The sequence below is a fragment of the Carnobacterium divergens DSM 20623 genome (assembly GCF_000744255.1).
GTDB classification, from domain to species: domain Bacteria; phylum Bacillota; class Bacilli; order Lactobacillales; family Carnobacteriaceae; genus Carnobacterium; species Carnobacterium divergens.
This window is the reverse complement of the sequence record NZ_JQLO01000001.1, coordinates 324,520-346,993: the sequence shown is the minus strand read 5'-3', so window position 1 is coordinate 346,993 and position 22,474 is coordinate 324,520. Positions and strand designations below refer to the sequence as shown.

General features: G+C 35.8%; 25 protein-coding genes. 16 read left to right on the top strand and 9 right to left on the bottom strand.

Features of this window, described 5'->3' with window-relative positions; all coding sequences use genetic code 11:
- Positions 1 to 9 precede the first annotated feature (9 nt).
- Positions 10 to 867, bottom strand: coding sequence for an ROK family protein (locus tag BR52_RS01665; RefSeq protein WP_034568596.1), 858 nt, complete (start codon positions 865 to 867; stop codon positions 10 to 12).
- 129 nt (positions 868 to 996) lie between these two features.
- Complete coding sequence (locus BR52_RS01660) at positions 997 to 1,587, bottom strand: peptidylprolyl isomerase (RefSeq protein WP_034568594.1); 591 nt, start codon at positions 1,585 to 1,587, stop codon at positions 997 to 999.
- A gap of 161 nt (positions 1,588 to 1,748) precedes the next feature.
- Between BR52_RS01660 and BR52_RS01655 the strand changes: the two genes are divergently transcribed.
- On the top strand, positions 1,749 to 2,246 hold the full coding sequence (locus BR52_RS01655) for a divergent PAP2 family protein (RefSeq protein WP_034568592.1): 498 nt from the start codon (positions 1,749 to 1,751) through the stop codon (positions 2,244 to 2,246).
- A 133-nt stretch (positions 2,247 to 2,379) separates the two neighbouring features.
- Positions 2,380 to 3,387 (top strand): NAD(P)/FAD-dependent oxidoreductase, encoded by a 1,008-nt coding sequence (locus tag BR52_RS01650; RefSeq protein WP_034568590.1) that lies wholly within the window; start codon positions 2,380 to 2,382, stop codon positions 3,385 to 3,387.
- Between the two features lie 41 nt (positions 3,388 to 3,428).
- Here BR52_RS01650 and BR52_RS01645 read toward each other — a convergent pair whose 3' ends face one another.
- The gene (locus BR52_RS01645; protein ID WP_034568588.1) at positions 3,429 to 3,665 is read right to left on the bottom strand and encodes a DUF1450 domain-containing protein; all 237 of its coding nucleotides are present in this window, start codon (positions 3,663 to 3,665) and stop codon (positions 3,429 to 3,431) included.
- A gap of 128 nt (positions 3,666 to 3,793) precedes the next feature.
- Here BR52_RS01645 and BR52_RS01640 point away from each other — a divergent pair, with 128 nt between their 5' ends.
- Together BR52_RS01640 and BR52_RS01635 are read left to right on the top strand one after the other, a co-directional pair.
- Positions 3,794 to 4,306, top strand: a complete 513-nt coding sequence (locus BR52_RS01640) for a phosphatidylglycerophosphatase A family protein (RefSeq protein ID WP_115588678.1) — start codon at positions 3,794 to 3,796, stop codon at positions 4,304 to 4,306.
- Between the two features lie 129 nt (positions 4,307 to 4,435).
- Positions 4,436 to 5,080, top strand: coding sequence for a DedA family protein (locus BR52_RS01635; protein WP_199198186.1), 645 nt, complete (start codon positions 4,436 to 4,438; stop codon positions 5,078 to 5,080).
- Between the two features lie 15 nt (positions 5,081 to 5,095).
- Here BR52_RS01635 and BR52_RS01630 read toward each other — a convergent pair whose 3' ends face one another.
- The 4 genes from BR52_RS01630 to BR52_RS01615 form a co-directional block, all read right to left on the bottom strand.
- On the bottom strand, positions 5,096 to 5,725 hold the full coding sequence (locus tag BR52_RS01630) for a TIGR01906 family membrane protein (protein WP_034568582.1): 630 nt from the start codon (positions 5,723 to 5,725) through the stop codon (positions 5,096 to 5,098).
- Positions 5,722 to 6,489, bottom strand: coding sequence for a TIGR01457 family HAD-type hydrolase (locus BR52_RS01625; protein ID WP_034568581.1), 768 nt, complete (start codon positions 6,487 to 6,489; stop codon positions 5,722 to 5,724). Before BR52_RS01625 ends, BR52_RS01630 begins: the two co-directional genes overlap by 4 nt.
- 13 nt (positions 6,490 to 6,502) lie before the next feature.
- Entirely contained in the window at positions 6,503 to 7,210 is a 708-nt protein-coding gene (locus BR52_RS01620; protein ID WP_034568579.1) for a YutD family protein, read from the bottom strand.
- 91 nt (positions 7,211 to 7,301) lie between these two features.
- Positions 7,302 to 8,681, bottom strand: coding sequence for a bifunctional metallophosphatase/5'-nucleotidase (locus BR52_RS01615; RefSeq protein ID WP_034568577.1), 1,380 nt, complete (start codon positions 8,679 to 8,681; stop codon positions 7,302 to 7,304).
- Positions 8,682 to 8,844: 163 nt separating this feature from the next.
- Between BR52_RS01615 and BR52_RS01610 the strand changes: the two genes are divergently transcribed.
- Positions 8,845 to 9,318, top strand: coding sequence for a methylated-DNA--[protein]-cysteine S-methyltransferase (locus BR52_RS01610; RefSeq protein WP_034568575.1), 474 nt, complete (start codon positions 8,845 to 8,847; stop codon positions 9,316 to 9,318).
- A 45-nt stretch (positions 9,319 to 9,363) separates the two neighbouring features.
- Here BR52_RS01610 and abc-f read toward each other — a convergent pair whose 3' ends face one another.
- Both abc-f and BR52_RS12830 read right to left on the bottom strand, forming a co-directional pair.
- Positions 9,364 to 11,196, bottom strand: coding sequence for a ribosomal protection-like ABC-F family protein (gene abc-f / locus BR52_RS01605; protein WP_034568573.1), 1,833 nt, complete (start codon positions 11,194 to 11,196; stop codon positions 9,364 to 9,366).
- A gap of 111 nt (positions 11,197 to 11,307) precedes the next feature.
- A complete protein-coding gene (locus BR52_RS12830; protein ID WP_156099050.1) occupies positions 11,308 to 11,466 on the bottom strand; it encodes a hypothetical protein in 159 nt (52 codons plus the stop codon).
- A gap of 236 nt (positions 11,467 to 11,702) precedes the next feature.
- Between BR52_RS12830 and BR52_RS01600 the strand changes: the two genes are divergently transcribed.
- The 11 genes from BR52_RS01600 to BR52_RS01550 all read left to right on the top strand — a co-directional run bounded on the left by BR52_RS01600 (position 11,703) and on the right by BR52_RS01550 (position 22,425).
- Positions 11,703 to 12,431, top strand: coding sequence for an amino acid ABC transporter ATP-binding protein (locus tag BR52_RS01600; RefSeq protein WP_034568572.1), 729 nt, complete (start codon positions 11,703 to 11,705; stop codon positions 12,429 to 12,431).
- 19 nt (positions 12,432 to 12,450) lie between these two features.
- Entirely contained in the window at positions 12,451 to 13,242 is a 792-nt protein-coding gene (locus tag BR52_RS01595; protein WP_034568571.1) for a transporter substrate-binding domain-containing protein, read from the top strand.
- Between the two features lie 23 nt (positions 13,243 to 13,265).
- Positions 13,266 to 13,913 carry an amino acid ABC transporter permease gene (locus BR52_RS01590; protein ID WP_034568569.1) on the top strand — a complete coding sequence of 216 codons (648 nt, stop codon included), beginning with the start codon at positions 13,266 to 13,268 and terminating at the stop codon, positions 13,911 to 13,913.
- Between the two features lie 17 nt (positions 13,914 to 13,930).
- Positions 13,931 to 14,581 (top strand): amino acid ABC transporter permease, encoded by a 651-nt coding sequence (locus BR52_RS01585; protein ID WP_034568567.1) that lies wholly within the window; start codon positions 13,931 to 13,933, stop codon positions 14,579 to 14,581.
- 130 nt (positions 14,582 to 14,711) lie between these two features.
- Positions 14,712 to 15,686 carry an ABC transporter ATP-binding protein gene (locus BR52_RS01580; RefSeq protein ID WP_034568565.1) on the top strand — a complete coding sequence of 325 codons (975 nt, stop codon included), beginning with the start codon at positions 14,712 to 14,714 and terminating at the stop codon, positions 15,684 to 15,686.
- Positions 15,686 to 17,200 (top strand): ABC transporter permease/substrate-binding protein, encoded by a 1,515-nt coding sequence (locus BR52_RS01575; protein ID WP_034568563.1) that lies wholly within the window; start codon positions 15,686 to 15,688, stop codon positions 17,198 to 17,200. The genes BR52_RS01580 and BR52_RS01575 overlap by 1 nt, the downstream gene beginning before the upstream one ends.
- A gap of 141 nt (positions 17,201 to 17,341) precedes the next feature.
- On the top strand, positions 17,342 to 17,986 hold the full coding sequence (locus tag BR52_RS01570; RefSeq protein WP_034568561.1) for a response regulator transcription factor: 645 nt from the start codon (positions 17,342 to 17,344) through the stop codon (positions 17,984 to 17,986).
- A 1-nt stretch (position 17,987) separates the two neighbouring features.
- A complete protein-coding gene (locus BR52_RS12495; RefSeq protein ID WP_051915602.1) occupies positions 17,988 to 19,112 on the top strand; it encodes a sensor histidine kinase in 1,125 nt (374 codons plus the stop codon).
- Positions 19,113 to 19,191: 79 nt separating this feature from the next.
- Positions 19,192 to 20,130, top strand: coding sequence for an ABC transporter ATP-binding protein (locus BR52_RS01560; protein ID WP_034568560.1), 939 nt, complete (start codon positions 19,192 to 19,194; stop codon positions 20,128 to 20,130).
- A 27-nt stretch (positions 20,131 to 20,157) separates the two neighbouring features.
- On the top strand, positions 20,158 to 21,273 hold the full coding sequence (locus BR52_RS01555; RefSeq protein WP_034568558.1) for an ABC transporter permease: 1,116 nt from the start codon (positions 20,158 to 20,160) through the stop codon (positions 21,271 to 21,273).
- Positions 21,274 to 22,425, top strand: a complete 1,152-nt coding sequence (locus tag BR52_RS01550) for an ABC transporter permease (protein ID WP_034568556.1) — start codon at positions 21,274 to 21,276, stop codon at positions 22,423 to 22,425.
- The last annotated feature ends 49 nt before the right edge of the window (positions 22,426 to 22,474 follow it).

Genomic DNA, 22,474 nt, shown 5'->3' with positions numbered 1-22,474 from the left:
TGGTATTTTTTATAGACTGTCTGCTGCTAGTAGTAGGCAACCTGTAATTCCAGCATTATCTCCAAGTGCTGGTGGGACGATGTACTCATCTAATGGAGGAACTTGAACATAACCTGCTAGCATTTTCTTAAATTCTTGACGTACTAGTGGGAATAATTGTTCTTGTTTCATCACACCACCACCCAATACAATTCTTTCTGGGCTTAAAATCAACGTGTAGTTCATCAATGCTTGCGCTAAATAGTAGGCTTCCATTTCCCAAACGTGTTTTTCATCCGCTAAATGATGTCCTTTTTTCCCGTGACGTGCTTCGATTGCCGGTCCTGCTGCTAAGCCTTCTAGGCAATTTTCATGGTAAGGACAAGTACCTTTATAGGTTTCATCTGGATGAAGACGGACTAAAATATGTCCCATTTCTGGATGTCCAAATCCTTGTAGTAGCTTTCCATTCATGACAGCGCCACCACCTACTCCTGTTCCAACGGTTAAATAAAGGCAACTTTCGGTTCCTATTGCTGCGCCTTTTTTGATTTCACCTAGCGCTGCGGCATTAACATCTGTTGTCCAGCCTACTGGTATCTGGTAACGCTCTTTTACTGCACCTAGAAAATCATAGTTTGTCCAAGCAACTTTTGGGGTTGTTGTAACATAGCCGTATGTGCTGGATTTTAAATTAACATCAATTGGACCGAATGAGCCAATTCCGATTGCATCTAGTTGGTAATTATCAAAAAATGCAAATACTTGTTGAAGAGTCTCCTCTGGGGTTGTCGTTGGAATACTGATTCGTTCGATGATTTCAAATGCTTCATTACTAACTGCACAAACAAATTTTGTGCCACCTGCTTCAATTGCGCCATAGTTCATTTTTTTACTCTCCTTTTAGCTCTTCCCTTTTTCCTATTTATTGTAGCATAAATCCGAATGAAAATGAGGGCGTTTTCATTTTTTTATAAAAAAACTGCTCAAATCTTTTCAGAGTTGAGCAGTTTTAGTTTATGCGATTTCTACAGATTCAATTCTAACACCATTTACAGGTTTATCTTGAGGTCCACGTTTTACTTTTTCAATTTCATAAACGACATCCATACCGTCAACGACTTGACCAAAAACTGAATGACGGAAGTCTAACCATGGTGTTCCACCATTTTTAGAGTATGCTTCGATGATTTCTTTTGGATAGCCCGCGCCTTCTAATTGTGACACCATGTTTTCTGGTACGTTTGTGTTTGATACGATAAAGAATTGGCTGCCATTTGTGTTTGGTCCAGCGTTAGCCATTGAAAGTGCACCGTTTAAGTTAAACACTTCTTTTGAAAATTCATCATTGAATGAATCTCCCCACAAGCTTTCTCCGCCCATACCTGTACCAGTTGGGTCGCCACCTTGAATCATAAAATCAGGAATTACACGGTGAAAAATCACACCATCGTAATAGCCTTTTTTAGCTAGTCCTAAAAAGTTTTCAACTGTTTTAGGGGCAACTTCTGGGAATAATTTAATTTTAATATCACCCATTGTTGTTTTTAAAGTAACTAGTTCTTCATTTTCTGCTACTTCTGTTGTTAGTTGTGGAAATTGAGTCATTGTTATAAAACCTCCTACTTTTTGTTTACTTGTCTATCATAACTAAATTTAAGCTATTTTGCCAACTTTTCTTTTTAAATTTTTGAAAAATCTCCTCTCTAGGAACAATTCATGATATGATGAAGTTATTAAAAATCTTAATTTTTTAAAGGATGATGTCGATGAGCTTTCTAACCAATTTCCCTTTAATTTCCGCTTTGACAGCTATTTGTTTTTCACAAGTTGTAAAGGTTCCGATTGCTTTTTTGCTAAAAAAGAAAACAACATGGGCTTTAGCAGCCTCAACAGGCGGGATGCCTAGTTCTCACTCAGCTAGTGTTACTGCGCTGATTGCTTCATTAGTGATTCAGCATGGTTGGAACTCCCCATTAGTGGCAATCGCTGTCACATTTGGCGTCATTGTGATGTTTGATGCGATGGGTGTTCGTAGACAAAGTGGTGAACAGGGTCTTGTTTTAAATCAACTAATCATTGATTTGCAAAATTTAAAGTTAAAAGATCAACAGGCTAAAGAATCGTTGCGTAGAGAGCAGCAAAAAGACAAACACATTAAAGAATATTTAGGTCATAAACCACTAGAAGTGTTATTTGGAATGGTAACGGGTGTTTGTATCGCTTATTTTGTTCATTTTTTAATGTCCCTTTTTCATGTTTTATAATCTTTTACTTCTTTAATTTCTTCTATTTATCATAGAATTGAGATTAAAGTTTTTTTAGTTTTATTCTTTATATGTAATCTAAGGGAATTTGTGCTATACTGATAATCATTCTCAGAGCAATCCCATTTCAAGTATGGAGGAATTTAAATTGGAACATACAAAAGACGTATTTGACATAACCATCATTGGTGGTGGACCTGTTGGTATGTTTGCTGCCTTCTACGGGGGCATGCGAAACGCAAAAGTAAAAATCATTGAAAGCTTACCTAAATTAGGTGGCCAACTTTCTACTCTATACCCAGAAAAATATATTTATGATATTGCTGGGTTTCCAGAAATTAAGGCGCAGGATTTAGTTCATAATTTAACCAAACAAATGGAGCGGTTTGATACAACGATTTGTTTAGAAGAAGAAGTTCTTGTCGTTACTAAAAATCAAGATAAATTATTTGTTTTAGAAACAGATCAAGGCATTCATTATTCAAAAGCGATTATTGTGACTGCTGGTAATGGCGCTTTCCAACCACGTAAATTGGAAATTGAACATGCTCGTCAGTTTGAAGGAACTTCTCTTCACTATTTTGTTGATAATATGGAACAATTTAAGGATCGCAAAGTAGCGGTTTGTGGCGGTGGAGATTCAGCTGTCGATTGGGCTTTGATGTTAGAGCCAATTGCTAAAGAGGTTTTTCTGATTCACCGAAGAAATCAATTCCGAGCCCATGAACATAGTGTTTCCTTATTGGCTCAATCTTCAGTTCACTTAAAAACGCCTTTTGTTCCTGCAAAAATCAATGGTAGTGGGAAGAGTTTAACGAGTATCACCTTAAAGGAAGTCCGAGGTGACGGGGTTGAAGATCTGGAAGTTGATAATTTCTTAGTAAATTATGGTTTTAGTTCTTCAATTGGGAGTATTAAAGATTGGGGACTTGAAATCGATAAAAATGCGATTGTGGTGAACAGTAAGATGGAAACAACGATTGAAGGCATTTATGCTGCTGGTGACATTTGTACGTATGATGGCAAAATCAAATTGATTGCTGCAGGTTTTGGGGAAGCTCCTACTGCGATTAATAATGCAATGAGTTACATCAATCCAGATTCAAGAGTTCAACCCATGCATAGTACTAGTCTATTTTAAACGCATAAACACCGTTACTTTCTACTAGTAACGGTGTTTTTTTATAGCCAACCTTCTTCTTCTAACGATTGGTAAATACCTTTGATTAAATCATCTGTTGTTTTTGCACGAACTAGTTTGCCTTCTGCTAATGCAAAAAAATCTTGCGCACAGATGACACATTCATTTAAACAGTCATATGTAACAACTTCTACTAGATCGTCTGCTTCTAATTTATCGAGGACAATTTGTCCGCCATTTGCTACATTATTAACACAAAATTCAACGATTGGTTTCATTTATACCCTCCTTTTTTTAATCTGTTAGGGTTAGTATAACATGGTTTACAAGTACTAGCGGAATCATTCGCTTTGCTTTATGAATTTTTTTATGAAATAAGGTATACTAGATAGATAGAATGGAGTGGATGAATTTGGTAAAAGATACAACAGAATTATATCGTAAATCGTTAGAGTTATTGAAAGAACGTAAAGTTGAATTGACAGATATCGCCGAGCTTGTTATGTTTTTACAACAATCTTATATTGAAGATTTAACGTTGGCTATTTGTTTAGAAAATGTGCATGCTGTTTTGAAAAAACGCGAAGTTCAAAATGCTATTATTACAGGAATTCAGTTAGATATACTAGCTGAAGAAAATAAATTGATTCAACCGTTACAAGATATTATCGCTGAAGATGAGGGCTTGTACGGAATTGACGAAATTATGGCTCTTTCTATTGTGAATGTTTATGGATCAATTGGGTTAACCAACTTTGGGTACATTGATAAAGTAAAACCAGGTATTTTAAAACGTTTAAATAGTCATGTTCCTGGCGAAATTCATACTTTTTTAGATGATATCGTTGGAGCTATTGCAGCAGCTGCTGCTAGTCGTTTAGCCCATTCAGATCCTACTAAAAGTGATATTACCCAGTGAAGTCCTTGCCTAGCTATCTGTAAGATTCCTTAAACAATTGGAAAATAGATACTCAGAGACTTGTTTTTATGCTACAATTATTACGTTTAATACTAAAATAAGAATAGAGGGAACTTAATTATGTCTGTCATTTATGGACTGATCGATTTTATTTTACATATTGATCAGCATTTAGTAACAATTATTGACCAATTTGGAATTTGGACGTATGTCATACTATTTTTAATCGTGTTTATTGAAACTGGATTAGTCATTTTTCCATTTCTACCAGGTGATTCTCTACTGTTTGCAGCCAGTGCGCTAGCAGCTTTACCCGCTATCCATTTAAATATTTGGATTCTCATCGCTGTTTTTGCGGCTGCCGCTATTATTGGAGACACGGTAAACTATGAAATTGGGAAAAAAGTTGGGCTTTCGATTCCAGAAGATAGTTTGCTGGGAAAAGTCTTAAATAAAGAAAAAATGGAAAAAGCAGAAGCTTTCTTTAATAAGCATGGCGGAAAAACAATTTTAATTGCTCGTTTTATGCCCTTCATTCGAACTTTTGCTCCTTTTATTGCGGGTGCAAGTCGGATGCATTATGGTTACTTTATCCGTTACAACTTTATCGGTGGCGCGGTTTGGGTATTGCTATGCTGCCTAGCTGGTTTCTTTTTTGGAAATATTCCTTATGTAAGAGACAATTTTACAATCGTTGTCTTAGGGATTATCTTTGTTTCATTAATTCCAATGATTGTTACGTTTATTCGTGGAAAGATGAAAAAAACAGCTTAAAAAAAACAGATTCGCTTAGATGCGAATCTGTTTTTTTGACCAATAATACCCAATAATAAATTGAATTTCCATTAATAAGATTGCTAAAATAAAGCAATGCATAAAAAAGGCTTCTGGAAGCACGTTAATAATTGGGTCTGTTGATGGATTAAACATCCAATCTTCATTGTTAAACAAGACTTCATGAAATACGATAAACAATTGATCGAAGCTAATCATCATCACAACTCCAAGCACAACTGGAGCTACTATTAATACTTGAAAGGGTCTAATCAACGTCCAACCTAATTGGTATCTTTTTAAATAGCGGATAAAGAAAAGACTTCCTATTCCACTGATAAGCACAACTAGGTAATCAACTAAAAATAACCGTTTCACTTCAAAAAAGTGATTCAATCCATTCGCAGAACTAGGAAAATCTGGCATTTCTAATGATCGAATCCAAGGGAGGTTTAAATAATTCAGTAATTGATGGTAATTATCCATTAATACTGCCTTCGACAAGCCTGACTGTTGATCAATTGCTAATAACGAGATATCTACGCGATAAAGAATCGTTACATTAATTGTCAGCGCAATTGAAATTGACAGAATAAATAGAATCAATAGCGTGACTCCACCTAGTTGAATTGCTTTTTGTTTCATCTTAATGACCAATCATCTAATGAAGGGACTTTATAAGTAGGCTGCTCTTTGACGTTGAGCAAATCTTCTGGCTTTGTAAAACCAGAAAACACGAGTAAGCTATCGATGTCATTTTTGATTCCTGCCATAATGTCTGTCTCATAGTTATCTCCAACCATTAGGACCTCTTCTTTTGCTAAACCAATCACACCTAAAGCTTCATTCATAATAATCGCTTCTGGTTTCCCAATATAGGTAGGTTGCTGCTTTGTTGAAGCTATCAATAACGCCGTCAACGCACCTGCTCCTGGAACTAATCCTTTTTCACTAGGTAGATTAGTATCTTTATTGGTAGAAATAAAACGAGCTCCATTGTGAATGGCTAACGTCGCTGTTTCAAAATCTTGATAGCGAGCTTGACGATCCAAGGCTACAACTACATAATCTGGATTTTTTTCTTCAATAATAAAGCCTGCTTCGTGTAATTCTTGTTTTAAACCCGATTCACCAATTACAAACACTTTATTGCCTTTATCCAATGACTTTAAATAACTAGCAGTTGCCACTGATCCAGTATAAACGGTTTCTTTTGAAACATGGATATCAAAATTAGTCGCTAAATTTTCTGCTACTTCTTCTTGAGATTTCGTTGTATTATTTGTTACAAATAAAAAAGGAATGTTTGCTTCTTGTAAACGCGCTATAAATCTAGTTGCTGCAGGAATTGGTTCTTTTCCTCGGTACATCGTGCCATCTAAGTCAATTAAATAACCTTTATAAGTCAAAGTAATAAGCCCCTTACGATTTATTTTTAACTTGTTCAACGTCATTGCGACGAATGTTAAAGTGACGTTGCCCATTTTTTTCTTCTACTGTTTTAATTTTTGCTTTTGGTTCTTGCTTTTGTTTTTGAACAACCTGTACTTGTTTTGGTTGCGTTACGTCTTTTGTTACAAAATTCTTTTTAGATGCTTTTTGTGCTGTGTTGTTTGGTTTGGTTGTTTTATTTTTTTGTGATTTTGCTTCTGGCTTTGTCGTTACTGCTTTAGGATTTGAATTAGTTGGACGGTTCCGTGATCTTTTTGGTTTAAAACTCTTTTCTTTTTTCACTTCCCCAACTCGTTGCAACACAAAGTAAGCACAACCAAAATTACAATATTCATACAGGTAATCTTGTAGCGTACTGATGCGTTGATCTTGCGAAACTTTTCGATTTTTATCATCATAGAAGCCTTTTAGTCTTAATTGTTCAAAACCCCAATCGGCTACGATGTAATCGTATTTTGATAGAATTTCACTGTATCGTTCTGAAAGTCTTTCAGCATCAAATGCCTCTCGATAGTTTAAAACGATCTCATAGGTTTGTTCTTCAATCATAATGGTTGTTTCATCAATTCGTTTAACTAAGAGATTTTCTTCTACTGGTTCAGTCACAGCCACTTCTTCAACTACTGCTGCTTCCATTACTTCTTGCTTAGGTTCTTTTGTTTTATTTTCCTGGGTCATTTTGTCACCGCCCTATTTTAGTTATGATGAAATGAAGCCACGTAAAGTCGTATCTTCAAATTTTCATGTTCTTATCTATTATACTGAACTTTTAAGCAATTGGATAGTTTCTCTTTAAATATTGTCCTAAAACATCGCGAATAAAAAATGGAAACAGAACTTGGTTTCTTCCTTTGATTTCAATCGTTGGGAAAAAAGGAACATATAAAAAATGATCGACAGTTGCGAGTGTATACTCTTTTTGAGGTTCTACTTTCGCTCCTTGCCAATAAACGGTCTGGCTTTCATTGTCATAGGAAATGCCATCGTAACAAATTTCACCAAATAATTCCCCACGAAAACCCAGTCCCTTGATAGGGAAATAGCGTAAATAGTTACGGTTTTTTTCCATTTCTAAAATCAAACGTTCCAGATTTTCTCCGTCTAACGTACAAGTTAAAACTCGCATTGGGTGCGGCAATATTTGATGTAAGTCGTTTTTAGAAATGATTCCTTTTTGCAAAGGTTTCATAAAAAGACCCGCATTGACAATCGCAACTTCTGTTTGTGCATAATCTTTAATGGCTTTTAATCCTAAATTGACTAACTGAGATGAGCCTTTCCAGCTTATGGAGAAGGCATTTGGTAAATAGGCAATTTTTTGTTCTTTTAATTGAATATGCCCTTGTTCTTCATAGTCTGAAATCAGTTTTGCTTCATTCGCTGTTGGAGGAAGTGAACAAGTAGCAATGACTTCGGCTTTTTCATGTTGGATTTTACCAGCAGCTAGTTCCAAGGTAATGTGTCCAATATGTTGACCAAATTTCCCGGCTGCTGTCACAAAAGTTTCTCGATTTTTCTCACCGGTTGGCAATAGATGGTGCGTATGAGAACCCATAATCAGATTAATCATCGGATACATGTTTGCAATTTTACGATCTTCTTCAATTCCTAAATGGGATAATAAGAAAATACTATCTACCATTGGAATTAGAATTTCTAGTAGTTCGGGGATACAATCATCGGGCTCAATCACATGCCAGCCATTAGGTTCATAGCTAGTTGGAAAGGGAGCCGTTAAACCAAAGACGCCGATTCGATGTCCTGATTTTGTTTGATAAATTTTAAATAACTCTGCCCATTCTGGTTTTAAATTTGTTTCTTTATCGATTAAGTTAGCCAGCAAAACAGGAAAATTGGCTTCGCTATAGAGCTGATTCAATTGTTTTTTTGAATTTCCTACGCCTTCGTTATTGCCAATTGTCGCACCGTCATAATGAATTTGATTTAAGGCTGCGATATTTGCTTTGCCATCAGTGGCTTCTGTTAAAGGATGAACTCGGTCTAAGGCGTCGCCGATATCAAAAATTAATACTTCTTCATTTTTTTGACGATCATACTCACGTTGCTCTAGTAAAAATTCCTGAATTCGTGGCCAATTTTCAAAATGTGAGTGGAGATCGTTTGTATGGTAAATATGAATGCGTTCCATCTAACCAGCCTTCTTTTCTTTTAGAATTCGTTTTCTTTTATTATAGCAATCTTTTCTTATTTTTTCTTAAAGTTCGTTCATTAGGATGAATTTACCTTTTATTGTCCAACTGTTTCTACTATAATAGAAGCAACTTATATCAAATGAGACAAGGAGGTCCTTTATGTTAGTCGAAAGCCCAGTCGGTTTACTTGAATTAAAAGAAGATGAATTTGGTATTACTAGTATTCATAATTTAACGATTCACCCGCAGGATACGCTAAATTCTACTCATGATGAGCCTTTTTGTTTGGCTTTGAAAGAAGAATTAGAAGCTTATTTTTCAGGCAATTTAACTGAATTTACGGTTCCTCTTTCGATTCATTCAGGCACTCCTTTTCAACGTAGCGTTTGGCAGGCGTTAAGAAAAATTCCATATGGCGAAACAAAAAGTTACGGGGATATTGCTGAAGCCATTGAAAATCCAAAGGCGGTCCGGGCTATTGGGCAAGCGAATCGCAATAATCCTTTTCCAATTGTGATTCCTTGTCATCGGGTAATTGGTAAAAATGGCAAGCTGGTTGGCTACAGCGGCTCTTCGGAAATTGGCTTAACGACGAAAGAATGGTTGTTGAATTTTGAAAAAAATAATCATTAATTTAGAAGAAGCTTCAATCTGATTACGGATTGAAGCTTTTTTTCTTTAATTGTCAGTTTGTTGTAACCATTCATTTTCTAACGAGCTGATAGCGGATTTCACTTCATTAATTTGTTGAAGTAATAACGTATTTTCTGGTTCGATTTTTAATTTTTGTTTGAGTTTTGTTAATTCAATCGTTTTTTCTTCTAATTTCCTTTCAATCGTAGCTACTGATAATTTTATTTTTTTGTTTGAAAGTGGAATTGTTGCAATAGAAAGTTGTTCTTTTCGTTTAGCAGCCGCCCATTGATAACTGCCAGGGTACATCGTTAGGCCCTTTTTATCTAACCATAACGTTTCATTCGTTACTTTTGCTAAAAAATAACGGTCATGGGAAATTGCAAAAATGGTTCCTTGATAATTAGACAGGACGTCTTCGATTACTTCTCTGGTAGAAATATCTAAATGATTGGTTGGCTCATCTAATATCAAGAGATTTGTTTCTTGTTCCATTAAAATGGCTAAACGTAATCTCATTCGTTCCCCGCCACTTAATTGCCCAACTTTACGAAAAACATCGCTGCCAAAGAATAAAAACGTCGCTAGAAATTGTCTAGCTGTTCCTTCTTCCATGCCGATTTCTGAACGGAAGGTCGCTAATACCGTTGCTTCTTCTTTTGGAAAACTAATTTTTTGAGGTAAGTACCCTATTTTTACGCCTTCACCTATTTTTATTTCTCCTTTATCAGGAGCTATTTCTTTTAAAGCTAAACGTATTAAGGAAGATTTACCGGTGCCATTTTCACCTACCATTCCTACTCGCTGTTTCCATAGTAAGGTGAAATCAAGCTCTGTAAATAAGTGTTTCTCACCAAAAGCTTTACTTACATCGTGAAAGCTTAAAACTTTTTTTCCACTTCGTTGTGTGACCTCTAAAGTAAGTTTAACTTTTTCTTTTTCCATAGTTGGCTTAGCTAGCTGTTGAATTCGTTGCACCCTTTTTTCTAAGCTTTTTGCCTTTTTGAACATATCTTCGTTGCCACTTTCATTTCCCCATTGTCGGTAACGGCGAATGGCATCTTGAAGTTTTTTGATTTTCTTTTGTTGTTCTTGGTAATCTTTTAATTCTAGTTCTAGCTTCTTTTGTTTTTGAATTTTATAACGACTATAGTTGCCATTAAAAATACTCACTTCACTGTCTTCAAGCTCGTAGATTTGCTCCACTACTTCATCTAAGAAATGGCGGTCATGAGAAATAATAACAACTCCACCGCTGTATTCTTTTAGATAATGTTCTAACCATTCGATTGCTTGTAAATCCAAATGATTGGTAGGTTCATCTAATAATAATAAATCGGGATTTTGTAGCAGGGTTTTGATTAAACCGACTTTGGTTTGTTCGCCTCCACTTAATTGATTGAATGTTGCTTTTAAAAGTGTTTCTATTCCTAAACCTGTCGCTAGTTTTTGGATTTTGTAATCTAACTCATATCCACCAATTTCGATAAACGTCTCTTGTAATTCCCCATATTTAAAAAGCAGAGAAGACATTTTAACTTCATCAGTTTCTGTAGCTAGTTCACACTCCATTGACGTCAATTTCGTTTTCATTTTGATAAAGGTTGGAAAGCTTTGTTCAATTACTTGGTAGACCGTTTCATTGGGTAGCGCTACAGGCAATTGTTCTAAATAGCCGATTTTCAACCCCTTTTTTCGGATGATTGTTCCACTACTAGGGAATTCTATGCCGAGTAAAAGTTTAAATAAACTTGATTTCCCACTCCCATTGTCTCCAACTAAACCGATTTTTTTGTTTTCTGGTATTGTAAAGGAAAGTTCTTCAAATAAGGTTAAACTTCCGAAGGTTTTTCCGATTTCTTTGACTGTAATAAACATGATGTTACTCCTTTGTGCCATCATCTTTATCTTTTATTGCAACAAAAAAGGACAACTGGAGACGATTCTCCACCTGCCCAACTGACTTACTAGTTACAGATCATTTCTGAATTAGGGAAATAAAAGACAAGTTGGCAAATTATTTTTAATTGAATTGTTGAAATTTTGGGCAGACTTATCCCTTGTTTGCGCAACATTAAAAATAACGGCATGACAGAAACTAACAAATAAAATTGTAAAATCAATCATTCCAACTAAATTACCACTCATCTTTTATTCACCTCCATTTCATTTATTAAAATTAGATTAACACAATCCAACCTTTTTCGCAACTTTTCTTTGATATGTAAGGAAATGTAACACCAAGATAGCACTTTTATAAAAAAAATTTCACTAAAAACTTTACAAACTGCTTATTTAGCCGATATAATAGCTCTATCATTAAAATATAATGAACGTATTCTAATAGTTTCTTTAGATTATCGACTTAATAGAGGAGTGATTTCATGATTGAATTTAAAGAGGTTGAAAAATATTACGGCTCATTTCACGCCTTGAAAGACATTAATTTAACCGTACAAAAAGGTGAAGTTGTGGTTGTAATCGGTCCTTCTGGCTCTGGTAAAAGTACGATGCTTCGTTGCATTAATGGGTTGGAAGATATTACTGAAGGGCAGCTTTTGATAAATGATGTGGATCTACATGGTAAGGGAACAAATATGAATCAAGTTCGTAAAAACCTGGGAATGGTCTTTCAGCATTTTAATTTGTACCCTCATAAAACAGTGTTAGAAAACATTACACTTGCACCAATCAAAGTCTTAAAAAAATCAAAAGAGGATGCCACTAAATTAGCAGAAACGTTGCTTGAAAAAGTCGGCATGTTAGATAAAAAGGATTCCTACCCTTCTCAATTATCTGGTGGTCAACAGCAGCGAATTGCGATTGCAAGGGGCTTAGCTATGCAACCGGAAGTAATGCTGTTTGATGAACCAACGTCAGCACTTGATCCTGAAATGATTGGGGAAGTTCTTGAGGTGATGAAAAAATTAGCACGTGAAGGAATGACGATGGTTGTTGTTACCCATGAAATGGGCTTTGCAAGAGAAGTGGCTGATCGCGTGATTTTTATGGCAGATGGTCAAATTTTAGAAGATGCAAATGCGATTGAATTTTATGAGCAGCCAAAAGAAATCAGAGCACAACAATTTTTAAGCAAAATCATTAATCATTAATTAAAGGAGGCATTTGCTGATGAAACAATTATTAAAAAAAGGCGCTCTCCTCTTCTTGATGATGCTCGTCTTAACGGCTTGTGGCAAAGCAAGTGTTGCGAACGAGGACATTAAAACAAGAATCAAAACCAGTCCAACGATTGTTTGGGGAGTAAAAACAGATACACGGCTTTTTGGTTTAATCAATATTGAATCTCGTGAAATTGAAGGCTTTGACATTGATATTGCAAAGGCCTTAACAACAGAAATACTTGGTAAGGATGGAAAAGCGGAGTTTGTGGAAGTTACTTCCAAAACAAGAATTCCCTTGTTAAAAAACGGAAATATTGATGCCATTATTGCTACTATGACGATTTCTGACGAGCGTAAAAAAGTAGTGGATTTTACAGATAGCTATTTTGATGCAGGGCAATCTTTGTTAGTCAAAAAAGGCAGTCCTATCAAAAGCATTGCAGATTTAAATGCTCGTACAACAGTTTTAGCGGTTAAGGGCTCCACTTCTGCCATTAACATTCGAGCTAATGCGCCTGAGACAAAAGTATTGGAATTAGAAAATTATGCAGAGGCTTTTACTGCCTTGCAATCTGGCCAAGGTGACGCTATGACTACAGATAATAGTATCCTTTTAGGAATTGCTGAAGAAAATCCTGATTATGAACTTGCCGGTGGGAACTTTACTGATGAGCCTTATGGGATTGCCATTAATAAAGGGCAAGAACCTTTCCTAAAAGAAGTGAATCATGCTTTAGAAACAATTAGATCTAATGGAACTTATGATAAGATTTATCAAAAATGGTTTCCTAAAAAATAATTTAAGTGAGGTGACGCGTAACTATGGGTACAATTCTTTCAACTTACTCAACGCCTTTGATTGAAGGTTTTAAATATACACTTTATGCAAGTTTGCTTGCATTGCTTTTTAGTTTGATTATTGGAACGTTGATGGCTATTTTTCAACTCTCTCATAAAAAATGGGTTCAATACTTTGCAAAGGCTTATGTGGAATTTTTCCGTAATATTCCGTTATTGATTATTGTTATGTTTTTCTACGTGGTTGCACCTTTGTATTGGTTTCAATTGAATGGCTTTACTGCGGGAACCATTGGATTAACCCTTTATACTTCTGCTTTTATTGCTGAAACGGTTCGTGCAGGAATTGAGAGTGTTCCAAAAGGTCAATTAGAAGCTGGGCTTTCTTCTGGTTTCACCTATTCCAAGGTGATGTGGTACATTATTTTGCCCCAAGCCTTTAAGATTGTCATTCCCCCACTAGGCAATCAGTTTATTAATCTAGTGAAAAATTCCTCTATTTTAGCGATGGTTGCAGGTCTTGATTTGATGTATCAAGGGGATTTGATTGCAAGTGAAACCTTTAATACCTTTGATACGTATTTAATTGTTGGTGGGTTTTATTTGATTTTAACATTGCCTTTGTCTTATTTGATGAAGCATATTGAAAAACGTTTAGAGGTTAAAAATTAAGAAGGAGGAGAGTTGATTTGAACTTTATCGAGGCTTTTTCATGGATCAATATTCGCTTCTTATTAGATGGTTTATGGGTCACAATTATGGTCGCTGTCTTGTCGATTATTTTTAGCTTTGTCATCGGCGGGATTGCAGGTCTGATTCGTTTTATGAAAGTTCCATTTATTTCAGCGATTGTCGGTGTTTTAATTGATATTATACGTAATTTGCCTTTGTTGTTGATTATCTTTTTTACTTATTTTGCATTGCCACAAGTTGGCATTCGTCTAAGTATTTTCTGGTCAAGTGTGGCTGCTTTAACTATTTTTGAATCGGCAATGCTCTCTGAAATTATTCGAGCGGGCTTAAATGCCGTTCCTAAGGGGCAAATGGAAGCTGGTCGTTCGACTGGATTGACGTATGGTCAAACACTTTGGTCGATTATCTTTCCACAGGCCTTTCAAAAGATGCTTCCCCCGATTGTCAGCCAATTTATTTCATTAATTAAAGATACGTCTCTTGCTGTTATTATTTCTTTACCAGAATTGACTCATAATGCAAAAATTATTTACGGTCAAGATACAACAGCCGTCTTACCGATGTTTGCTGCTATGACATTCTTGTATTTTATTGTTTGTTTCTTACTTTCGCGTGTATCGAAACGACTTGAGCTGAAACTTCAATAAGTATATGTTATTTGAACAATAAATGATTCGTCGTTTATTGTTCTTTTTTTTTATTTCAAGTCAGCGAACTAGCGTTCTAAATTAAAAAATGCTATAATTTTGTTTACAAAAACATTAAAGGAGGGATGAAATGATTCGCTTTGAAAACGTCTCAAAATCTTATTCTCCAGGAAAACCTGTTGTTTCGGACTTAACTCTTGAAATTAACGAAGGAGAATTTTTTGTCTTGATTGGTCCTAGTGGAAGTGGAAAAACCACTACCTTAAAAATGATCAATCGCTTAATTCCATTAACAACTGGTACGATTCGAATTCAGAATAAACCGATTATTGACTATACGATTCATGAGTTGCGTTGGAATATTGGCTATGTCTTACAGCAAATTGCCCTTTTTCCAAATATGACGATTGAAGAGAACATTACAACTGTACCCGAAATGAAAAAATGGTCAAAAACGCAAATGAAGGAACGAGTAACAGAGTTGTTAACGAGTGTGGGCTTAGACGCTGAAAGTTACCGTCACCGTTTGCCTTCTGAATTATCTGGTGGTGAACAACAACGTGTGGGTGTTTTACGAGCAATGGCGGCTGACCCAGATATTATTTTAATGGATGAGCCCTTTAGTGCACTGGACCCTATCAGTAAAAAGAATTTGCAAGAAGATGTGGCGAAACTTCATCAACAAGTTAAAAAGACGATTGTCTTTGTGACTCATGATATGCAAGAGGCTTTAAAGTTAGGCGATCGCATTTGTATTATGAAGGAGGGGCATGTGGAACAAATTGGGACTCCTGATGAAATTTGTCAGAATCCTAAAAATGAATTTGTTCGCGAATTTCTTCAATCTGGGAATGTAGCTGTTACCACTTCTCAAACCGTTCAAACGTTGATGGCTATGAATCATTTTTCAACATCACCTTTAGCACTTGAAGAAACGGAGGCTTTAGTGGTCACAAAAGAGACTTCGGTTGATGACTTAATTTTAGCCTTAACAAGATTTCCAATTGTTCAAATCATAGAGGACTCCACTTACTTAGGTAAAATCACTCATCAAGACTTCCTTGCATTTCTAAGTTCTGGTATTCAAAAAGGAGGGACAGATTGATGATGACGTTGATTGAAACATTTCAAGAACGTAAAGAAGATTTAGCAACTGCTCTCCTTCAACACATTCAAATTTCTTTTGTTGCCTTGTTGATTGCGGTTTTAATTGCACTGCCTTTAGGAATTTATTTAACTTCTCATAAAAAAATTGCGGAGCCTATTATTCAAGTTGCGGCTATTTTCCAGACAATCCCCTCTCTTGCCTTATTAGGCTTAATGATTCCTCTAGTGGGAATTGGAACGTTGCCTGCTGTGATTGCGTTAGTCATTTATGCACTCCTTCCAATTTTGCGAAATACCTATACAGGAATTGCGGAGGTTGATCCTTCTCTTGTTGAAGCAGCAAGTGCGATGGGGATGAATCGTTGGCGTAGTCTGTACAAGGTTCAAATTCCAATTGCTATGCCTGTTATTATGGCAGGAATTCGAACAGCGATGGTTTTAATTATTGGTACGGCCACCTTAGCGGCTTTAATCGGTGCTGGTGGTTTAGGAAGTTTGATTTTACTTGGCATTGACCGGAATAATCATCAATTAATTTTACTTGGGGCAATTCCTGCTGCTTTGTTAGCTATTATTTTTGATTATTTATTACGGATTTTTGAACGTATCTCCTTTAAAAAAAGCTTGATTACTTTGGGCACCTTAGCAGTCGTTATTCTAGGCTTTATTTTAATCCCGCTTATTAATCAACCTCAAAAAGAAGTTGTCATTGCAGGGAAATTAGGTGCTGAACCAGAAATTTTAATCAATATGTATAAATACCTTATTGAAGATGAAACGGATTTGAAGGTTACATTAAAACCAAATATGGGAAAAACTAGCTTTTTATTTAATGCATTGCAAAAAGGCGATATTGATATTTACCCAGAATTTACTGGGACGGTTTTAGAGACCTTCTTAAATGAGCCTTCTAAAAGTCATGATGAAAACCAAGTCTATCAACAAGCTAAGACCGGACTGGATAAGCAATTCAAAATGGCGTATTTAGATCCGATGAAGTACAATAACACTTATGCTTTAGCGGTTTCTCAAAACTATGCAAAAGAACATCAACTATCCTCTATTTCTGATTTACAAGCAGTTAGTCATACTGCAAATGTTGGCTTTACCTTAGAATTTGCTGATCGTAATGATGGGTATAAAGGGATTCAAAAATTATATGGGATTACCTTTGATCGTTTACAAACGATGGAGCCTAAACTTCGTTACTCTGCTATCGAAGCTGGTGATATTCAAGTGATTGATGCCTACTCAACGGATAGTGAGCTGGCTCAATACAAGTTAACGGTCTTAAAAGATGATCGACAGCTCTTCCCTCCTTATCAAGGCGCGCCATTGCTTTTAAACAGCACGCTGGAAAAATATCCAGAATTAGCAGCTATTTTAAATAAGCTAGGTGGAAAAATAACGGATGATGAGATGCGGAAAATGAATTATGAAGTGAATATTAACAATCAATCGGCAGCTACTGTTGCGAAAGAGTTTCTTCAAAAAAAAGGATTTTTGGAGTAACGAGTAGTTGAATTAAGAAAGAATCTTTCATAGTTGGAAGGTTCTTTTTTTCTACAAAAAAATGACTACGCTTATTTAGATTAATTTAACGTGCAAATGAACCTAACTCTCCGTATAATAAAAGACAAAGAGGTGGATGGAATGATTCGGATTTTAATTGCAGATGACAATGTCTTTATTACAGGTGGAATGGCGATTGTGTTGAATTCTTATGATGATATTGAAGTGGTTGGTACCGTTGCTAACGGGCAAGAAGCCCTTAATTATTGCTTGGAAACGCCAATTGATGTTGTGTTAATGGATGTTCGGATGCCTATTATGGATGGTGTGGCAGCTACACAGAAAATTGTTCAACAAACACAGACAAAGGTATTAATTTTAACGACTTTTGATGACGATGATTACATATCGGAAGCTTTGGAAAATGGAGCAAAGGGTTATTTACTTAAAAATAATGATCCTGATGTGATTGCTCAAACCATTCGGAGTGTTGCATTGAACCAGCATGTCTTGCAAGAAACGATTTTTGAAAAATTTAGGCTGCAATTAAAAACAAATCAGAATGAGGCGTTGTCGCCTACGATTGACTTGAGCCCGTTTACTACTCGAGAAGTTGAAATTATGGCAAGTATTGCCAAAGGCTTGTCTAATAAGGAAATCGGTAAAGTTTTGTTTATTTCTGATGGAACTGTTGCCAATTATATTTCAACCATTCTTAGTAAAACGGGGTTGGCCCATCGGACACAGATTGCGATTTATTTTTTAACTGGGAAGATTGGTGAATGACATGGTTTTGAATCATAAATTGATTTTTCAGTTGCTTTTACTTTTTGCTTTAGGGGCTTTTCAAGAAATTCAACACTTTCAACAATTTGGCTTCTTTTTATTAGGATGCTTACTTTATTTTTCAATTAGTTTGCTTTTTTACAGCTGCAAAACAAAAAAACAGCAACAATTAGTAGCGCTTGGGTTACTTGTAAGTTTAGTTGTTTTTGGTACTTTTTGTTCTCAGCTTTTTTATTATTTAATACCGATTACAATAGGTGGTTATTGGGTTGATTTTGCTTTATTTTATCGTTTTACCTGGCTAAAATTTTGCTTAGTAGGTGTCCCCTTTTTTATTTTTAAGGATTCCTTCTTGTTGATTGCAAGTTATAGTTTAGTAAGTTTATTGACTTTCTTTGTCTTATATTTGGAAGAGAAAATTCAAACTTTAACCCTCCAATTACGTGACTATCAGCTTAATCAAAAGCAAGCCAATCAACGCCAAGAACAGCACGTATCTCAGCAACAACAGCAATTGCTTCAATTAGAAACACATAATCAGTTAGCCCATTTATTTCATGATGAAATTGGCCATTCTCTGACGGGAGCTTTGATTCAAATGGAGGCTGCGAAAAAAACAATGCGGGGTAACCCCAATCAATCTGAACATTTATTGAATAATGCTATTGCCATTACAAAGGACGGCGTTGAGCAAATTCGGTTGGTTTTGAAACAATTGAAACCGCCACAAGAAAGTTTAGGTATTCAGCGTTTAAAAGGAGATTTAATTGCTTTTTCAACAGATTATGCGATTCAAACGTCTCTTCAATTTTCTGGTGATTTGACGTCTATTTCGCCTGTCATGTGGCACGTTTTTTCTCAAAATTTAAAAGAAGCTTTAACAAACTGTTTAAAATATGCGGAAGCTTCCCGTATTGAAGTGGAATTGGCTGTTTACCATAAATTTGTCCGTTTAGAGATTAAGGACAATGGGATTGGAACGAAAGATTTCCAAGCAAGTTTGGGTTTGACTGGTATGGAAGAAAGAACTGCCCAACTTGGCGGAACGCTTTTAGTCGTGGGATACCCTCATTTTATGGTCACTACACTGATTCCATTGTCAACACATGAGAATTCTCATATCTAAAAGATGACTGATTGCACTAAGCAACAGTCTTTTTTTTTGCTATGATAGAGCTATCACAACGGTAAGGGAGCGGATTGAAATGAATTGTATCGTTATCAAAGATTTATCAAAACAATTTGGGCAACATCTGGCTGTGGATAATCTCTCATTAACGATTGAAACAGGGGAAATTTTTGGTCTATTGGGACCAAATGGCGCAGGAAAAAGTACGACGATTCATATGATCTGTGGATTATTACAGAAATCAAAAGGCAGTATGACGATTTTAGGTCATGAACAAACGGGACAAAAAAAGGATGACATTAGAAAAAATATTGGCTTGGTTCCGCAAGATATTGCGGTTTATGATGAATTGACTGCTTATGAAAATGTTCATTTCTTTGCTGGTCTGTATGGTTTTCGTGGCGCTGATTTAAAAGATAAAGTTCTAAAGGCGCTGGCTTTTGTAGGGTTAACTGAACATATGAATGATAAACCTGCCTCTTTTTCTGGTGGCATGAAACGTCGTTTAAATATTGCCTGTGCGATTGCCCATGAGCCACAACTTGTTATTATGGATGAACCGACTGTCGGAATTGATCCTCAATCAAGAAACTACATTCTGGAATCTATCAAAAAATTAAATCAACAAGGAACTACGGTGATTTATACAAGTCATTATATGGAAGAAATAGAAGAAATTTGTACAACGATTGCCATTATTGACCACGGCAAGGTCATTGCTGAAGGGAGTAAAGAAGCACTTAAAAGTATGGTAACGGATGTTCATAAAATTAGGATTGAAGTTGGACAAGAACAAGAAATCGAACTAAGTGACTTGGCTTTAATTCGTGGCGTTAAGCATGTTGAAAGAACCGGTGACTTTATTGAGATAACCTCTGCAATTGAAGTTACTAATTTGAACTTTATTTTAATCTACTTAATGGAGCAAACTATTGAAATTAAAAGCGTTGATGCTCAAAAAATTAATTTAGAAACTGTCTTTTTAACATTAACGGGTCGAACGTTACGAGACTAAACACTTTATTGAAAGGAGGAATCGAAAATGTCTATTTTTACTATTGCGTTAGCTGAAATCAACTTAACGCTACGTGAGAAAAGTGCGATTGTCTATATGCTCGCTTTGCCTATTTTTTTAATAACCGTTTTAGGACTTGCCTTAGGTGGTAGTTTTAATCAGAAAGTTCAAGTAGAAGACATTAAAATTGGGTACACGATTACAGATGCTCAGCTTCAAGAACCTTTTACTACGTTTAGAAAGGAAGTTGAAACAGCTCATTTTGCTTTTCAAAAGGTTTCGTCTTTAGCTGATGGAAAAAAGAAAGTTCAAGAAACTGAGTTAACTGCTGTTGTTGAAGTTGGGAAACAAGGATTAATTCTTTATTATGCGGATACATTAAGTGATTTTTCTAAATCTGTCATTGAAGGCTATTTAAATGGATTTAGTGGTGAATTTCAATTAATGACTACACTGAATCAGCTAACGCCAGAAAAGGCTGCATCCTCCCCTACTATTCCACAAGCCTCCACTGTTACGATTGCTACAAAAGGGATTGCTGGAAAAAAAGCGGAAACTTCTATTCAATATTATTCCATTGCGGTTATTGCAATGATGATGCTTTATGGATTGCTTTATGGCTCGTCGATTTTAAGTTCTGAAAAACGTTCGCATACGTTAAGTCGGATTTTGATGACCCCTATTACTAAAGCTCAATTATTTGCTGGAAAATTAATTGGCTGCATTTCACTTCAAGCCCTCTTTCTAGCAATTACAATGCTTTACAGTCGCTTTGTTTTTGATATGAATTGGGGTTCTTATTGGTTGGCTGTCTATGGTCTTTTCTTGCTGGAAATGATTGCTGCAGTCTCACTTGGTTTATTGTTTGATGGGATTACAAAGGGAAATTCTCGTGCCTTAGCTAGTCTATTTTCAATTGTCATCACTATTCTTTCAGCTATTGGTGGTGCGTACTTCCCAATTTCTGACACTCATACGTGGAAAAATATTTCTCCTGTTGGCTACATTTCAACAGTGATTAAACAAGCGGTTTATCAAGATAACGTTAGCGCCCTTCTGCTCCCTGCTAGTGTATTACTCCTGATTAGCTTTGGATGTATTTTTGGCTACGGACTATTGACTCGAAAAAGGGAGGTGCTGTAGATGAAACAATTGGTTTGGTTAATTGCTCATTACTTTAAAAACGCTTTTGCGAATAAACGAAAATTAGTGACATATTTAGTATTTCCGCTAGCTTCGATACTCTTTGTGCTTGTTTTAAACTCTATTTCTAGTGGGGAAACGGTGCCGGCAGCTTATGGTGTTATTTATCAAGAGGATACTCTTGCTGGCAAGCAAGTAATGGAATGGATGAAGGATAGTGGTAAAAAAATAACGGTGTATCAAACAAAACGTGAGGCAGAACAGTCTATTGTTGAAAATAAAAATACGGCGTTGATTCTCTTTAAAAAAGGCTTTGAAGCTTCTTTAGCAAAGGGAGAAATTAATGACCTTGAGATTAGCTCGATTCAAGGAGATGTCGTTAATACTGTGCTTAAAAGAGAATTAACGACCCACTTAAATCACTTGATTCCATTAATTGCTGCTAGTCAACAGGGTGCTGATTTTAACTCCTTACTAGCGGACTATCAAAAAAATGCGTATCCTGTAACTGGCAAAAAGCTTTCAACAACGAAGCAAACAGGGCAATTGCTTAGTACAGCTATGTTAGGCGTTTTAACCTTTTTCTTACTTTCTTCTGCTGGGAATATGAGTGATTTTATGGCTAAAGAAAAAGAAGAAAAAACGTTTTATCGTTTGTTAAGTACGCCGATTAAAAGTAGTACGTATAGTTTAAGTACGATTATTGCAAATTTCTTATTGATTGAAGGACAAATTTTTCTGACTTTGTTTGTGATGAAATTTTTGGTACAGATTGATCCTGGTGTTTCTTATTTTGTTTTATTTTTGATGCTGAGTTTATTCGGATTGGTTGCGGTTAGTTTAACCTTAGTCATTTTTTCTTATAGTACCAGTTACCGTGTGATGAACTCTATGAAGATGTTTATTTTCACTGGCAGTAGTATGTTGGCTGGGATGTTTGTTCCTATTGAATTGATGCCTCGCTTTATGCAAAAAGTCGCTCACCTTTTCCCTCAATTTTGGTTGATTGATGGTATTAAAAGGATTCAAAGTAGCGGATTGTTAAGGGATAGTCTGTTGAATATTGCAATCTTAGTTGGCTTTAGTAGTTTGTTTTTTTGCTTAACCATTTATCGTCAAGCAAACAGTGAACAAGAAAAGAACTTTGTGTAAGGACAAAGCCTAGTCGCTTCGGTTGCTAGGTTTTTTATTTTTAGTGACA

Coding starts and splice junctions, on each gene's coding strand:
- BR52_RS12495 (WP_051915602.1), top strand. CDS start 17,988: ATGGTTTTGAATCATAAATTGATTTTTCAGTTGCTTTTACTTTTTGCT.
- BR52_RS01645 (WP_034568588.1), bottom strand. CDS start 3,665: ATGAAACCAATCGTTGAATTTTGTGTTAATAATGTAGCAAATGGCGGA.
- BR52_RS01640 (WP_115588678.1), top strand. CDS start 3,794: ATGAATTTGGTAAAAGATACAACAGAATTATATCGTAAATCGTTAGAG.
- abc-f (WP_034568573.1), bottom strand. CDS start 11,196: ATGTTTATTACAGTCAAAGAAATCGGAAAAACCTTCGGAAGTTTAACC.
- BR52_RS01560 (WP_034568560.1), top strand. CDS start 19,192: ATGAATTGTATCGTTATCAAAGATTTATCAAAACAATTTGGGCAACAT.
- BR52_RS01620 (WP_034568579.1), bottom strand. CDS start 7,210: ATGACCCAGGAAAATAAAACAAAAGAACCTAAGCAAGAAGTAATGGAA.
- BR52_RS01665 (WP_034568596.1), bottom strand. CDS start 867: ATGAACTATGGCGCAATTGAAGCAGGTGGCACAAAATTTGTTTGTGCA.
- BR52_RS01590 (WP_034568569.1), top strand. CDS start 13,266: ATGGGTACAATTCTTTCAACTTACTCAACGCCTTTGATTGAAGGTTTT.
- BR52_RS12830 (WP_156099050.1), bottom strand. CDS start 11,466: ATGAGTGGTAATTTAGTTGGAATGATTGATTTTACAATTTTATTTGTT.
- BR52_RS01555 (WP_034568558.1), top strand. CDS start 20,158: ATGTCTATTTTTACTATTGCGTTAGCTGAAATCAACTTAACGCTACGT.
- BR52_RS01615 (WP_034568577.1), bottom strand. CDS start 8,681: ATGGAACGCATTCATATTTACCATACAAACGATCTCCACTCACATTTT.
- BR52_RS01655 (WP_034568592.1), top strand. CDS start 1,749: ATGAGCTTTCTAACCAATTTCCCTTTAATTTCCGCTTTGACAGCTATT.
- BR52_RS01580 (WP_034568565.1), top strand. CDS start 14,712: ATGATTCGCTTTGAAAACGTCTCAAAATCTTATTCTCCAGGAAAACCT.
- BR52_RS01600 (WP_034568572.1), top strand. CDS start 11,703: ATGATTGAATTTAAAGAGGTTGAAAAATATTACGGCTCATTTCACGCC.
- BR52_RS01550 (WP_034568556.1), top strand. CDS start 21,274: ATGAAACAATTGGTTTGGTTAATTGCTCATTACTTTAAAAACGCTTTT.
- BR52_RS01575 (WP_034568563.1), top strand. CDS start 15,686: ATGATGACGTTGATTGAAACATTTCAAGAACGTAAAGAAGATTTAGCA.
- BR52_RS01630 (WP_034568582.1), bottom strand. CDS start 5,725: ATGAAACAAAAAGCAATTCAACTAGGTGGAGTCACGCTATTGATTCTA.
- BR52_RS01595 (WP_034568571.1), top strand. CDS start 12,451: ATGAAACAATTATTAAAAAAAGGCGCTCTCCTCTTCTTGATGATGCTC.
- BR52_RS01610 (WP_034568575.1), top strand. CDS start 8,845: ATGTTAGTCGAAAGCCCAGTCGGTTTACTTGAATTAAAAGAAGATGAA.
- BR52_RS01650 (WP_034568590.1), top strand. CDS start 2,380: ATGGAGGAATTTAAATTGGAACATACAAAAGACGTATTTGACATAACC.
- BR52_RS01570 (WP_034568561.1), top strand. CDS start 17,342: ATGATTCGGATTTTAATTGCAGATGACAATGTCTTTATTACAGGTGGA.
- BR52_RS01660 (WP_034568594.1), bottom strand. CDS start 1,587: ATGACTCAATTTCCACAACTAACAACAGAAGTAGCAGAAAATGAAGAA.